The sequence below is a fragment of the uncultured Thiothrix sp. genome, from assembly GCF_937873765.1.
In the GTDB taxonomy this organism is placed as follows: Bacteria; Pseudomonadota; Gammaproteobacteria; order Thiotrichales; family Thiotrichaceae; genus Thiolinea.
The window spans coordinates 70,565-85,399 of sequence record NZ_CALMZC010000001.1 but is presented as its reverse complement, the minus strand read 5'-3'; the positions used below and the strand labels follow the sequence as shown (position 1 = coordinate 85,399).

The 14,835-nt window shown below is 45.9% G+C and carries 12 protein-coding genes; 6 read left to right on the top strand and 6 right to left on the bottom strand.

What is annotated here, in order from left to right:
- Positions 1–26: 26 nt before the first annotated feature.
- Together Q0307_RS00315 and Q0307_RS00310 are read right to left on the bottom strand one after the other, a co-directional pair.
- Positions 27–590, bottom strand: coding sequence for a uracil-DNA glycosylase family protein (locus tag Q0307_RS00315; RefSeq protein ID WP_298654784.1), 564 nt, complete (start codon positions 588–590; stop codon positions 27–29).
- A 222-nt stretch (positions 591–812) separates the two neighbouring features.
- On the bottom strand, positions 813–1,307 hold the full coding sequence (locus tag Q0307_RS00310; protein WP_298654782.1) for an SH3 domain-containing protein: 495 nt from the start codon (positions 1,305–1,307) through the stop codon (positions 813–815).
- A gap of 110 nt (positions 1,308–1,417) precedes the next feature.
- Between Q0307_RS00310 and Q0307_RS00305 the strand changes: the two genes are divergently transcribed.
- The gene (locus tag Q0307_RS00305) at positions 1,418–2,197 is read left to right on the top strand and encodes a carboxypeptidase-like regulatory domain-containing protein (protein WP_298654781.1); all 780 of its coding nucleotides are present in this window, start codon (positions 1,418–1,420) and stop codon (positions 2,195–2,197) included.
- 18 nt (positions 2,198–2,215) lie between these two features.
- On the opposite strand, the gene Q0307_RS00300 is transcribed toward Q0307_RS00305, so the two are convergent.
- The gene (locus Q0307_RS00300; protein ID WP_298654779.1) at positions 2,216–3,064 is read right to left on the bottom strand and encodes a heme-dependent oxidative N-demethylase subunit alpha family protein; all 849 of its coding nucleotides are present in this window, start codon (positions 3,062–3,064) and stop codon (positions 2,216–2,218) included.
- 145 nt (positions 3,065–3,209) lie between these two features.
- Here Q0307_RS00300 and Q0307_RS00295 point away from each other — a divergent pair, with 145 nt between their 5' ends.
- Positions 3,210–3,800: an HAD family hydrolase gene (locus Q0307_RS00295; RefSeq protein WP_298654777.1), complete on the top strand. Its 591-nt coding sequence runs from the start codon at positions 3,210–3,212 to the stop codon at positions 3,798–3,800.
- A 1-nt stretch (position 3,801) separates the two neighbouring features.
- Here the strand turns inward: Q0307_RS00295 and Q0307_RS00290 are convergent, their stop codons facing one another.
- From Q0307_RS00290 to Q0307_RS00280, 3 genes are all read right to left on the bottom strand, one after another.
- A complete protein-coding gene (locus tag Q0307_RS00290; protein WP_298654775.1) occupies positions 3,802–6,906 on the bottom strand; it encodes an NACHT domain-containing protein in 3,105 nt (1,034 codons plus the stop codon).
- Positions 6,903–8,447 (bottom strand): P-loop NTPase fold protein, encoded by a 1,545-nt coding sequence (locus Q0307_RS00285; protein WP_298654773.1) that lies wholly within the window; start codon positions 8,445–8,447, stop codon positions 6,903–6,905. Before Q0307_RS00285 ends, Q0307_RS00290 begins: the two co-directional genes overlap by 4 nt.
- A 993-nt stretch (positions 8,448–9,440) precedes the next feature.
- Positions 9,441–10,571 (bottom strand): polysaccharide lyase, encoded by a 1,131-nt coding sequence (locus tag Q0307_RS00280; RefSeq protein ID WP_298654771.1) that lies wholly within the window; start codon positions 10,569–10,571, stop codon positions 9,441–9,443.
- A gap of 235 nt (positions 10,572–10,806) precedes the next feature.
- Between Q0307_RS00280 and Q0307_RS00275 the strand changes: the two genes are divergently transcribed.
- From Q0307_RS00275 to Q0307_RS00260, 4 genes are all read left to right on the top strand, one after another.
- A complete protein-coding gene (locus tag Q0307_RS00275) occupies positions 10,807–11,979 on the top strand; it encodes an MltA domain-containing protein (RefSeq protein WP_298654770.1) in 1,173 nt (390 codons plus the stop codon).
- 2 nt (positions 11,980–11,981) lie between these two features.
- Entirely contained in the window at positions 11,982–12,824 is an 843-nt protein-coding gene (locus tag Q0307_RS00270) for a methyltransferase domain-containing protein (RefSeq protein ID WP_298654769.1), read from the top strand.
- Between the two features lie 35 nt (positions 12,825–12,859).
- Positions 12,860–13,147 (top strand): hypothetical protein, encoded by a 288-nt coding sequence (locus Q0307_RS00265; RefSeq protein ID WP_298654767.1) that lies wholly within the window; start codon positions 12,860–12,862, stop codon positions 13,145–13,147.
- A 116-nt stretch (positions 13,148–13,263) separates the two neighbouring features.
- Positions 13,264–14,784: an aldehyde dehydrogenase family protein gene (locus Q0307_RS00260; protein WP_298654765.1), complete on the top strand. Its 1,521-nt coding sequence runs from the start codon at positions 13,264–13,266 to the stop codon at positions 14,782–14,784.
- The last annotated feature ends 51 nt before the right edge of the window (positions 14,785–14,835 follow it).

The following is a 14,835-nucleotide window of genomic DNA, read 5'->3' as shown; positions in this document are numbered from 1 at the left end:
ATGTCAGACTTCGATAAGCAGTTTCTTTAACCAGCTTTTAGCTCAGCGTGCACAAGTTGCTGCCAAATTGGATGCTCCTGCAAAGTTTGTAAGGCTTGGCGCAATAAAGTCTTGCCCGGCTCCGTATGTGGCCAAGTTGATAAACCTGAAGGATGCGGTAGCGGCAATAAATCCACCGTCTTTTCGGCTAATTGACGCTGATGCACACGCCCTACTACTTCTTCTAATTTTCTAGCCGACAAAAACTGTTGTATAGCTAACTTTCCCACCAAAATTAGCAAATGAGGTTGCATCAGTTGTAACTCCACATCTAACCAACTTGCACAATTACTGATTTCCTCTGCTGAAGGTACTCGATCCCCACTGCCCTTCTGGTTTTTCCCCGGAAAACAGCGGCAGACCGCCGCCATATAGACGCGCTCACGAAATTGAGCCTCAGCCAAGCCAATACTACTAAACCACTGAAATAAAGTTTTCCCTGCTGTCCAACCAAAAGGCTGCATAACCTTCGCTTCATGAATACCGGGTGCTTGGCCAAGTAAAATAACGGGCGACAACACCGGCTGGCAGGTAATAACAGGGCGAAGCATGTGAGGGCAAAGCTGGCATGCTTTTAGCTGCGTTTGATGTTGCAGCAAAGCAGTAGCGGGATTAATAACTCTTAATGGCAGATTGACCGGTTTCAAGCATCAGCCTCTTAATGGAGTGTCAGTTCACTAGCATAGCATTCCAAGGCTTTAGACTGATAAAGTCCTTATCAGCTAGTCAACTAAAAGCTCATAGATCCCTAGCATTAAAATCATTAGATAATTTTAAAACTGCCAACTAGCCAGATACTTGCGCTGTACCCAACCTAATTTGCCGTCGTAGCGAATCCGACACCAAGTGCTTACGCAAGCGTCTAAACCTTCAATACCTGTGGCATATTCAGGCAACATGCCTGCTACTGCAGCTTTACTGCTGGCTTGCTGGTAAAACCTCAAAGAGCCAGTATAACCCTGTGAGGAGTAATAACGCGCTCCCGAAGATTCACCGAGGTATTTACAAAAAGACCAGCCACTCACGCCGAGATACTGCACTTTGCACCAACCGTTAGCGGTGCGACTGCCAAGATTTTTTACTTTGATCGCATTGAAGGGAATATTTTTCAGAATCTTATAACTCGTTGCAGGCCCTGCTCTTAAGCGCAAACTATCCTCACTTTTTACCCAAACCACCGCATACATCGCTGGGCCAGTAAAAGCCTGCACACTTGAAAAACTAAGGCTCAACAAGCAGGCGTTTAGCATAAATAAACGCAGTTTCATCTTGACCTCCTGATTAAACTATTATCCTAGGAATTTAAATTAACGCGCTCTGTCTTTACCTTTAGCAAAGTTTTATAGACACTGCTGCGGTTTAAACTTAAGGATCTGTTATGCGTTTAAAACTTTATGGATTGATATTATTAGTTTTAGGATTGGCAACTCAAACCGTGGCGGCTAAACCAGCCCCTCCACCCGTGCCATTAAAGAATTTAGAAATTGCTGGACAAGTCCTACAAGATGGCAAACCGGTTGCAAATGCTACGGTGAAAGCTTATTTCTATAACTGCGATACTAAACTGCAAGCGAGTGCGACCAGTAATAAAGGGGGCTACTATCGCTTGGTGATTCCTAGCTATCCTCGGACGATGTATTTTGCACGCCCTTTACCTCCTGCCGAACTAATGGCATTCAAAAAGAAATATCCTAAGCTCCGCCCTAGATTCATTCGGGGCTATAAGCCTATTCCTATTTTCCTCAGCACTCATTTGCCAAGCAATCCGATTGCCACGACCTGCCAACAAGCTCTCAAAGGTGGATTAGAAACGCCACTCAAAAACCGCTTCAACCTGAAGCTGGATGGAGTACCTGCCACAACACCCACGCCACCAACTCCGCCTAAACCACCTGTGGCGAGTGAACAGCAAAAATGCCAAGCCCAAGGGGGCAAATGGGAGTTTATTAGTCGCGGTGTAAAGGGCTGTAATCTCAGTTATAAAGATGCAGGGCGCTTATGCACCGATGGCAAACAATGTAGCAGCCAAGTTTGCCTAGCCAAAGATCGCAATCCACGAGCGAGCGAAGGCCAATGTGCTGCCAACACACCTTCCATTATCAATGGCTGTATGGGCGAAATTAAACGCGGGCGCTGGCACTCTCGCGCTTGCCCTTAAATTTATAGCTGCTGAGGCTTAGCCAAAGTGCTCCAATTCAGTTAATAAACGAGGTAAGGCACCAGTCATCCCACGATAGGCCAAAATATTTGCACTCATCGACGCGAGCGCTGCTGCTAATTGCTGAGCGCGCTCAGGCTCAAGTCTTAGTACATCGACTAAAGGCGCGACCATCACTCGAATGAAGAACACTCCCCGTTTTAAAGCTGGCAAAGGTAAAGTGGTTTGCCGCTCTACCCGAAAATAAAGCTGCTCTAACAATAAACCGCTGTCTGCTTGTTGCATGGCATCGCCCCACAAACGCGGGCGTTGTAAAGGATGAGAAGGCAAATCGCTATTGGGTGTTAATAACCATACATGCCGCAGCATCGGCTGTTTGCGAAAAGCCAGATCTATAATCCCTTTGGCACCTGCTTGTAACAGCGCATTATCCGCCACTGGCGCATGAATCGCGTGGAAATTTAAGCCCAATTTCTCACTGGGATTCCAATTCGAGGGGAAACACACCGACAAAAAGCGGGCGTTCATATCCCAGCGCTCGCCTTGTAGCTCATCATGCAGAATCACAAAATCCTCCTGCATCCCTAAAGTCAGCGCTTCAACCTCTGCGTCTAGCTGAATAGCCGTTTGCTGTTGATAGTGTTTAGCAATTTCCACTAAAACAGCGGGATCAGCTTCACCCATTAAGACCTGCTGCCGCTGCTCATTGAGCAATTGCCGTTTACGCTCAGCATACTGCGCCGCTAAGTCATCACATTGAAATAAACTAAAGACGAGTTCCTCGAGACGTGACAAACCGGGACGCATTTTAAAAGGACTTGCCACCGTCCAAGGTATGAGGGGCGCAGGCGTGAAAATGGGCAGCATACTAAGTGTTCCTTTACCTAAATCATTTACCTAATATGGCAGAGCCTTAGGCTTAAGAGCAATACTGCACTCCACTCAACTTAATCTAGTCAAAGCAGACACTGGCTCGTTAAGATACACAGGCTAACAGCTTTGGAAAATCACTATGCCACACCCCTTGATCAGCTCTAAATACTGGATTTTTGATATGGATGGCACTTTAACGCTTGCCAAGCATGACTTTAGTGCTATTCGTCAAGCCTTAGGTTTGCCAGCCGATCAAACCATTCTGGAAAGCTTAGCCACTCTGCCGCCTGCAACGGCAGCCCCTCTTTATGAACGCTTACAAGCGATTGAATTAGAGATTGCCAAACTATCAGAAGCGGCTGAAGGTGCGCTGGAATTATTAAACTATTTAAGCGCACAAGGCGCACGAGTCGGCATTCTCACGCGCAATAGTGTGCTTAATACCCAAGTGACTTTAGCTGCCGCTGGTTTAGCTCAGCATTTTGCAGCAGCGGATTTAGTCAGCCGTGATTGTGCTCCACCTAAACCACATCCAGCCGGTATTCAACGCTTATTAGCGCAATGGCAAGCACCACCGCAGGCAGCCGTAATGGTGGGTGATTTTGTGTATGACCTCCAAGCTGGGCGGGCAGCAGGCACTAGGACTCTCTATATTGACCCCAGCGCAGCATTTCCAGCGCGGGAGCATGCGGATTGGTGCATTAGCAGCTTGCGGGAACTACTCGTTTAAATTACTCAAGAGTCCTCATGGGTTTATCGCCCTGACTCCCCGCGCCCTGCTCTTGCAAAAACTGCTCAATCACTTGGCGCATAGCTTGCTCACGAGTTTCTAAGCTCCAATCCTGTTCAGCCTGATCCTCCGGCCAGTCCGCGAGCACTGCTTCCATAAAGCCATCAGGCGACCAGTCATGGGGTTGTAACTCAGCGATATCTGCGCGTAATAAGGCTTCATCTGCAGCGTTCAAGCCCTCAGGGAATACCCATGCCAGCCAATTATCAGGATTACTCGCCCATGCTTGTAGCTTGACTAAGTTAAACCACTTTTGCTGGGTATAGGGCAAACCTTGCTCATCAAACAAGCCCAACTCTTTTGGTAAAGGCTCAGCTACTCGCCCGCCACGCTTAATCACTAACTGCGGATTTTCCACCTGCTCGCTAAACCAATCCCAAGCTGCCCAATTATACGCAAAGCCCAACACGGCTAAATAAACTGGCTCGACTAGTTCATCAGTTGGGCTTGTTTGATCTACAACCTTTTCTAAATCAGCTAGCAGGGTTTTATTATTAGCATACCAAGGAAGCGACCGCGACAGCGACAGCGACCGCGACCGCGACCGCGACCGCGACAGCGACCGCGACAGCGACCGCGACCGCGACAGCGACCGCGACCGCGACAGCGACAGCGACCGCGACCGCGACAGCGACAGCGACCGCGACCGCGACAGCGACAGCGACCGCGACCGCTGCTCAAACTGCTGGCTGATGGTGGCGAACTCTAAGAATTGTAGATATTGATAATAAGCTAACGACAAACGGCTACGTTGAATAGTGAGCGCTTGTTCAGGATAAATCGAGGTAAAAATAGAAGGAAAACTTACTACATCATAAATATAAATAACAGTATCAAAGGCTTCACCCTGTAACAGCCAAGCACTTAAAGGCGTTTGCTGCTGAAGCTGAAATTGGCTGGCTTGTTGAGTATTAAATAGCACTTCGCTGTAAAGTAAACTGCGTGAACACTCCCATTGATTAGCTTCTGTAGTCTTTTTCCAAAGCCAGTCTTGTTCCTTACAAACACTGGCGATGAGTTTGTCTAAACGCTGATCCTTGAGCGGTTGCCAGCTATCCTCAAGATCAATCCCCCAACTAGCCTCAATCAGCAGATTCAGCACAGCATGATTACGTGCCTCTTGAGCACCAAATGCAACTTCCCATGATTCACCCTCAACTGGGTTTAGCCAGCGCTGTTTGGCGTTTTCCTGCCATTCCTTTAAAGCAACATTGTCTTGAATATAAGTAGGAGGATTTTTCTCTAATTTATCTAGTAAAAACGCCCATTGCTGTTCAGGATCAAAATCAGCCAGCAAAGCAATAATATAGGTCAAACCTGCCTCTGCTAGTTTTGGCCAAGCGCTTAATTTGCTAATTTCCTCTAGCTTCGGATGCAACATTGCAGCAATCATCAAAGCCGGTAGCCACTGCAAGCGCTCTTCGTCTTTGACGGGGAGTTCACGCCCTAATAGCCCTAAATAAAATAAGCGTGCTTGCTCCGCTTGGGCTAAATCCAATAAGCCTAATAGCTCAAAATGGCCTTGATTTTGAGTGCGCTCGGCATGCACCGCAAGTAATAACAGTGCGACTTCATACCAACCCGGTTTGCTCAGCATGACGAGGATTTTTTCTTTCCACTCCTTTTCCAGCTTTAAGCCCGTCATCCGCGCTTGTAAAAATTCGGCACACAAGTATTCCTGAAAGCTTAAATGTGCAAATTGAATCTGCCCCTCAGCCGGTTCAACCAATAAACCAGCGGGATAAAGATAATAATCCAGCAAACTTTCGGCTTGATCTAGTTTAATTTCACTGAAGCGTACTTGTTTGGAGTTACTGAGCAAGCTTCGCAAAGTGTCGAGCAGGTCATCTTTTTGCCAAATAATCCGCCGCTCATCTGCACCAGCATCCTCAGCTTTTTCGCTGCCTTTTTGCATGCTCAACCACGCTAAATAGCCCAAAGCAATACGTGGTTCATTACTATCCCATTGCGGCATAGGCGAACCATCAGGACGCTGCTTCAGACGGCGATTGCGTTGTTGACGCTCTAAATACAAATCGACAATCGCGCGATATAAAGCGGCTCGACCGTGTGGCATTTCATTGCGCGTACAATGTACTAAAGCCATTAAGGCTAAAAAAATGGGGCGGCGTGCTAACGAGAGCAAATGCGCACGATTCGGATCACTCAGTGCTTTGCGAAAATCATCCGTGCCTGACTGAAAGCGCATCACCCACTCTGGACGTAACTGATACCATTTCGTAATAAAGGATTCTATTTGAGGGCGAGTGAGCGGTAGGATATAACGCCATGCTTGCACAATAGCGTCGTTGTTAACAAAGCGAGTCAGTTGCTTGTTAATTCCCTCTAAACCGCTCGGTCGACCGGTCACCAGAAAACGCAGGGTGTCACAGGCTTGTAGCGCAAATGCAAACAGACGCTCGCGTACCTCTAAGCTACCAACTTCATCCACCCCATCGAAAATAATGAGCGGCGTTAGGCGATCTAATTCGAGGCTAGCTTTTAAACGTGCTAGGTCTAAAGCTTCTACAAACGCCTGTAAGCGATTTAACTCCGCTTGACGCTGCCACCACATTGCCAATAATTCCGCTAGCGAGCTCACTTCAGCAAGGCGGGGCAATTCACGTAGAATGATCGGAATGACAAAAACATTGCCATGTTTTTCCTGCATTTGCTGGCGAAAACGACTGTCATAATCACCGCATAATTCATGGACTAAGGCTTTAACCAAGGTGGTTTTACCCGCCCCCGGACGCCCTGAAATGACCAAAAAGCGCTCATTGACCACTGCAGTGAAAGCATCAACACCGAGGAGATTTGCCTCCGTTTCTTCCTCGAACTTCTCCGGCGGATTCATGGCATTCTCATCCATGTCCTCCTCGCCTAAGCGCAACGGAATATAGATTTGCCGCAAGCTAATCGGATCAGGATCATCTGCCATTTCCATTAAAGGAATACTGCCGTATTGCTGTACCAGCCAACGGTAATACACACCGCGTGCTTTGAAGCGTGCATTTTTCTCGGCCACCGATTGTAAGTCACTCATGGATTAGCACCCGTCGCTTGAGCTGCAACAATCGACAAAAAGCATTCATCTACCTCATCTTCATTCGTAAAAGTTTCCTGTGCTAAACGTGCAAAGACCTCATCCGAACGCTTACGATCAATACGCTCCAAAAATAGCTCCACGGCCTTTTCCATTTCTACTCCACGGTGCTTTTCATCTTTACTCGGATCGGAACTATTGTGGCGTAAGATATGTGCAAACGAGCGTGAGAAATAACTTTCCATCATGCGTTGATCCGCTCTTGAATAACCTGTTGGCAAGCTTAAAGCTTCTTGGATATTCCCCATAAGCACGGCGCGAAGAACTTGCAAAGCCCAAGGCTGGCGCTCCAAAATACGCCAGACTGCTGGATGGTAGAGGCTTAAATATTGAAACAAAATCAAGCGTCGAATCGTTTGATCATCCTCACGGGTTGCTGTGAGTCGATGCATACTCCAAACCGCACATAAACTATTGGTAAAATTCTTTAACTTACGAGGATTAGGTTCAATCAGCTCCACTAATTGCATAGCCCAAGTTGCTGCATTTGGAATTTTATGCTCTTTAAGCTGTTGCTCTACTAAATGATAGGCACTAGTTTTGCGTGGTGCAGGAACACGGATAGTGGCTTGGAAAAGCTTTTCTAAATACTCACGGTTATGATCTTCAGAGCGAGCCGGCCAATGGCTGCGCAAAGCTTCTAACACCGCAATAGTGTCCATCCCTAATACGAACACACAACGTGGTGTACCTAGATATAATTTAATCGCCTCCAGCAGTTGAATCACGGCTGATTCTTCACAACGATCCAAATCATCAATAAATACGACTAAGCGGGCATTGGCTGCTAAATCTTCAGAATCTGCATTTAAACTACGTAGAACTGTTTCAATCGCATCCTCAAACTGTAAGTGAAAACGTTGACCATCACTAAGCTCACTTAAACCTGCATCGCCATTATTCCAAATATTACGAATCGCTTCCGTAGTGCCGGTTAAGAAGGGTTGGCCAATCTTTTTATCAAGCATTAGTGCGCCATCAACCACCCGCTCTAAGAGAGTAAAGCCTGCTAAAACCCCATTCCGTGCTTTTTCTTTAACTTTATCAGCTAAGGTATTTTTAGCTCTGAGTAGATATTGCTGTTTAACTTCTAGCAAGAGCGGTACTAAGGGATTAGCAGCCCCCTGATGCTGCCAAGGTGAATACCAAACGCATAAAGAGCTTTCTAAACCTTTACAAAAATCCTCGTTCCAGCCTAAAGCAGTGCGGCGCTCTTGTTTACGTGCGCACAAATTAGAGTCATAAACCCTTTCCCCTTGTGCACTACGTAATTCACCGAGCGGTACAGCTTTACTAATCGGTTCACCACCTAAAGTCACAAACGCTCTTTGCATGAGACTCGTTTTGCCAGATCCCCACTTTCCAGCAACTGCAATCGTAAAAGGCGGTGAAACACTCAGAATCATCTTAGCTAAACCATCCCCCGCAGCTTCCATGCCCAAGCGCTCAGAAACGTCCCACTGATCGTTGTAATATAACATAGGTATCTCAAGTCGATTAAAGCTGACTCAGCTTAGCAAAAATATTTGCTTGTTTCTGTGCTTAAGTGTTTATATATATATCAACCTCTTAATCTAGATTAAGATTATTAGAGCTACATCATTAGACCTCTTTCATAAGTGAAAAATCGCTTAATTTTAGATCAAAAATAGAAATTTCAACGCGCAGATACTTGGCATACTAGAGTGATAAGGTATGAAACCATTTTGTCTTTAAGTAACACGTCGTTTAAAAAGCTAGCCGGCATTCAGTGGTCGACATTTTACGCGATGTTAAAGGTACTTCAACAGAACTGCGACCGGACGCCCGCGCAATTTGAACTTCGAAGATCATTTATTGATGAGTGTGAGCTAGTAGTGGGAGTACCGTACTGAACTTGATTCCACATAGGGATGAGCGATGAGGTGAATGAGCCAAGCGTCTCCCGAGTTATTCGTGCTGTGGAGGATTAATTGATCCGATATCGTGAGTTATCAACGAGAGGGCGATTGGATGCACCCAAAAAACAGCATCACTGCTACAACGGCAAGCACAAAACGCATACCGTCAAAGCGTAAGCCCTAGTTCACTACTGCAGCGGGCGGGCTGAGTACGTCTTATGCTGTGGAGTACTACATGACTTCAATCTGTTTACACGAACCTTCGGTATTGCCTCGCCTGCCTCCACTACATAAGGATGATTAAGACTTACAACAGATGGGGTTCTCTGTGTGCTCCCTAGTAAAGGCACGAAACAGCAGAACAAATGAGCGCGAACCACGGCAACGCCGTATTATGGTCGACCCTATCTTTATCCACGTGAAGTGTTTTCGGATGCTTGCCTCACGCGATCACAATCAGTGATAACAATTGGCGTGAGGCTTTAATTTAATCACAGTGATTTACAACGTTGAACTGCCTAGTTTCTTTTGTGAAAGAGAGTTAATAAAAAGCCAGTATGAAGCATGATTTTTTCTTTGAAGGCTTGGTTAAGCTTATAAAGGCTGCACGGATAAAGTGAAATCATCCATATAGATGACATTATCGAAAGCCGGTGCCCATTCTGGCCCTGAACCTCCATAAAATACTGAAAATAAGAAACGCTCGATTTTCAAGTTATCCCCAGACTGGAAACGTAAGTCATGCTTATCTAACACTTCTTTACCGTCCAACCAAGTTTTAATCACGCCATCCGTTTTACCGGCAGAATTCAGTTTCACAAATGTTTTAATTTGCTGCCATTTACCCTTTTGAATTTCTACCCCATTCCATTCAAAAAAATCACCAAAGTGGCTACGCTGATCCATATGGTAGACATATTGGCCTAGTTTGCCGTGTCGATCCCACATGACACGCACACTCCAACCATCATGCCCAGTAGGTTTACCACCGCCAGTACGCGCATTATCATTACCAATCCCCGGTAATTTCCCCCCTAAAACCGGATCGAAATTTTCAGGGAATTTCACCCAATAAGAATAATACAAACTGTCGAATTTTTGGCCGATTTGCGGTTTCCAATTAATACAACTGACTTCATTATCACAACCCGATAAGCCCTTCAAAAGCTTAATACGCAAGGCTTGATCTTTACCGGTGCGCGACTCCTTGCCATTCACAATCGCTAGATTTTTTAAGCCCATCCCCCATTGTGGGCAATTCCAATCACGGAAATAGTCTTTCTGCCCATAACTGCCCAACTCATCACCATCAAAGCTAACCCGCATAGCCTTACCACTAGTTAAAGGCGTGCTGCCATCGCAATAAGCATTCGCATGGAAAGGCCGATAAGCTAGATTTTCCCCCGGTTTACTTGGTGCACGATCAGGTAAACCTAAGGCTTTGAAATAAGCCCAAACTGGATGATCAGCAGGAGGTTTACTCGCGCCATTATACAAAACTAAAACCTTATCCCAACGTTTATCATGCGGGTTCCATTGCAGCTTAGCCGCTAACTCATAAGGCTGTGATTTGTTTTCCATTGGAATTAAACGTACATCACTTGGAAGAGCAGCAATTTGCTTTGTAACCGCAGTATTTTTAGCAATTGGTTGGGTTTCTGCTTGAGCCAACGACAAGCTGCACGCCAAAGCCATCAATAGCATGGTTTGAAGGAATTTTTTCATCAATGTTAAGCCCGAATCTCGATCCTTGAATAATCATCTGTAGGACTAAGCTACAAATTTAAGCTGTAAAATCCCCCTAAACTTGGCGACTTACTTTATACACAAGCACGCCCTGCTGCAATCAGCGCGCAGGCAGAAATTAACAGCACCGTTAAACTCTACAATACCTTGGCTTAAATTGTAGTTAATCGTAATTTTCCTGATAATGCCAGCCTTGCAAATCAAGGATCGCGTGATGCTTAATGCTTGCTCTCACTGGAAACTCTCACTGACTTTAGCCCTAGCCACTGCTTTAGTTTTAAGCGCTTGTGATGATCAAAAAACCAACCCATTATCTGCTAAGCCACCCAGCCCAATCACGAGTGAAGCCCTAACTTGGGATCAACTCCCAAGTTGGAATCAAGATCAAGCACAAGAAGTTTGGCCTGCCTTGTTGAATAACTGCCTAGTGATGGCAAAGAAAGAGTTTTTTTGGGAAACTGTTTGCCAAGCAGCCCAAGCTAATCCTGCTAGTGATGCAGCGAGTGCACGGTTATTCTTTGAGCATTACTTCACACCCTATCAGTTATTTGGGGAAAATCTTAAAGCTGAAGGTTTGCTCACTGGCTATTATGAACCGCTGCTACAAGGCAGCTTTACCCCAAGCGAACGCTTTCAATATCCACTTTATAGTCCCCCCAAAGATATGCTCACGATTGAGCTAGGCGAGCTTTATCCAGAATTGAAAGATAAGCGGGTGCGTGGACGTTTGGTGGAAAACAGTCGAGTCGTACCCTATTACGACCGCGCTACTATTGATGGCGCTACTAAGCCTTTAGCAGGCCAAGAAATTATTTGGGTAGATAATAAAGAAGACCTATTTTTCCTGCATATTCAAGGCTCAGGGCGAGTGCAATTACCTGATGGCAAGGTGGTTGGGGTCGCTTATGCCAATCAAAATGGCTTACCTTATGTCGCTATCGGTAAGCGTTTGCAAGAATGGGGCAAGTTGAAAGCCGGCACGATTAATATGTTCTCGATTAAACAATGGCTGCGCGATAATCCTACTGAAGCCGATAAGCTGCTTAATGAAAATCCAAGTTATGTATTTTTCAGTCTGCGTGAAAATATCGAGCAAGGGCCAGTAGGTTCTTTAGGGGTACCACTAACCGCAGGGCGTAGTTTAGCAGTGGATCGTAAAGTGATTGATTTAGGTAGCTTAATGTGGATTGATACGACTTATCCTGACACTAATCAGCCTTTACAACGCTTGATGTTTGCGCAAGACACGGGGGGGGCGATTAAAGGCGATTTACGCGGCGATTTTTTCTTTGGCACAGGTCAACAAGCTGAAACTTGGGCCGGACATATGAAACAAAAAACGCGCTTTTATATCCTAAAACCTAACGCCAACATACCAGCTAACTAACCATGACCACGAACGCTACTGCTTTAATCGATTGTCGCCCCCTTACTGAATACCAGCTTGGCCACACTGTGGGGGCTTGTTCATTGCCTGCTCAAGAACTTTTTGCGCGTCTACATGAGCTACCCAAACGCTCGCAACCCTTACAACTTTGTGGCAAGTCTGAGGATTTAAGACTAGCGCGGGCGTTTTTACTAGAGCGTGGTTATAAGCTGCTGGACGATCTGGTGTGGACTGAACACTTAGTTGAACACTTACAAACAACAGGGCAGTGGGAAGTGGGTTTACAGTCTAAACAATGGTGGCAAGCTGCCCCTTTATTACAGCGTTTTGTGCAGGAATTCATGCCACGCTATCAAATTCCTATGGGACGAGGTTTGGATTTAGCTTGTGGCGCGGGACGAGATTTAATTTATTTAGCACAACACGGTTGGCAAATGACTGGTGTGGATTGGTCAGCAGACTCTTTGCAGCGGGTGCAGCAATTGGCCATGAGCCAAAACCTAAAGATCACTACTATCTTGCGTGATTTAGAAACCGAAATTAAACCTTTGCCCGAGTTTAGTTCAGGTAGTTTTGAGCTAATTTGCGTTGCCCGCTATTTGCATCGACCTTTATTTCCGCTCTTACCTGAGTTATTAAAACCGAGCGGGATTATTATCTACCAAACTTTCATGCAGGGTTGTGAACAGACCGCGATTGGGCGTCCCCGCAACCCTAAGTTTTTATTAGCACCGCATGAATTAGCTGAGCAATTTCAAGGCTTTGAATTGCTATTAGATGAGATCGAAATATTAGAAGATGGGCGGCCTGTCTCGGCCTTTATTGCACGCAAACCTTGGGTGTAAACTAAGCCTACTGTTGGTTCTGTGAGGGAACTATTATGAGCTTTTCTCATGCGCAAGGCTTGCGAGACGCCTCGCATCGATTACGTGACATTTATGCACCACCGACGGCTGAAGAAGTGCAGCTATTTACTCAAGCTTTGACAACTGATGAGCCTCCTCAAGCTGAACCAGAGCCTGTTCGTCTACCACCAGAGCTGCCAATACCTAGCCTTGAGCCACCCCCTAAACTGAAACAAGCACTAACCAAAAGGGGACAACCCGAGGTGAAAGAACAGCAACTCACCCCTTATTATCCGCCAGAAGAAGTCGAAACACGTTGGTAAAAGGTAGGTTTTAAGCCTACCGTTTCCCTACCCTCTTTGCGCTAAGCTTGCGTCAACAGGCTAATACTTGCCTGAACCAACATCATATTCAAATTGCAAAGAGGAGTGCTAGGAGTATGCAATACGCCAATCCCAATACTGAAGGCGCAGTCGTTAATTTTAAATCACAGTATGAAAATTTTATCGGTGGTCAATGGGTTGCTCCGGTTAAAGGGGAATACTTCGATAATATCTCTCCCGTGAATGGTAAAGCTTTCACTAAAATTCCACGCTCTAGTGCTGAAGACATTGAATTAGCTTTAGATGCAGCCCATGCGGCCAAAGATGCTTGGGGCAAAACCTCGATTACTGCACGTTCTAATATTCTGCTGAAAATCGCTGATCGCGTGGAAGCTAATCTGGAAAAATTAGCCGTTGCCGAAACTTGGGACAATGGTAAAGCAGTGCGTGAAACTCTAAATGCGGATATTCCTTTATTCGTTGACCACTTCCGCTATTTCGCAGGCTGTATCCGTGCTCAAGAAGGCACGATGGGTGAGATTGATCACAATACTGTGTCTTATCAATTCCATGAGCCATTGGGGGTTGTTGGCCAGATCATCCCTTGGAACTTCCCACTGTTAATGGCTGCATGGAAACTAGCTCCAGCCTTAGCGGCTGGTAACTGCATCGTGCTGAAACCTGCGGAGCAAACCCCTGCTTCGATCCTGTTGTTTGCTGAGCTAATTAGCGATTTATTACCTCCGGGGGTGTTAAATATCGTCAATGGTTTTGGTGCTGAAGCGGGTAAAGCTTTAGCCACTAACAAGCGGATTGCCAAAATCGCCTTCACAGGTTCTACTCCCGTTGGCTCACTGATTATGGGCTATGCAGCAGAAAACATTATTCCGTCCACCGTTGAATTAGGTGGTAAATCACCCAATATCTACTTCGCGGATGTATTGGATCAAGAAGATGAATTCGTCAGTAAAGCCGTGGAAGGTGCGGTATTAGCCTTTTTTAACCAAGGCGAAGTTTGTACTTGCCCATCTCGCTTACTGATTCAAGAGTCCATCTATGAAAAGTTCATCGGTATGGTGGCTGAACGTGCCGCGAAGATTAAACGTGGTAATCCCTTAGATACTGATGTCATGGTCGGCGCTCAAGCTTCTCAAGAACAGTTTGAGAAAATCCTAAGTTATATCAGCATTGGTAAACAAGAAGGTGCTCAAGTCCTAATGGGGGGTGAAGTTGAGCAATTAGACGGTGATTACAAAGATGGCTTCTATGTTAAGCCCACCTTGTTAAAAGGCACCAATAATATGCGCGTCTTCCAAGAAGAAATCTTTGGCCCAGTCGTGTCCGTAGCGACCTTCAAAGATGAAGCTGAAGCCTTAGCTATCGCCAATGACACTGAATTCGGCTTAGGTGCTGGGGTGTGGACGCGTGATATGAACCTGTCTTATCGCATGGGTCGTGGTATTCAAGCCGGTCGCGTATGGACTAACTGCTACCATCTCTATCCAGCTCATGCTGCCTTCGGTGGTTACAAAAAATCAGGCGTAGGCCGTGAAACTCATAAGATGATGCTCGATCACTATCAACAAACTAAAAACTTGTTGGTGAGCTACGACATCAATCCATTAGGTTTCTTCTAAGTTTCCTCCTCGTGTTCGGGAATTGCATCAGCCTGCAATTCTCGATTTTAT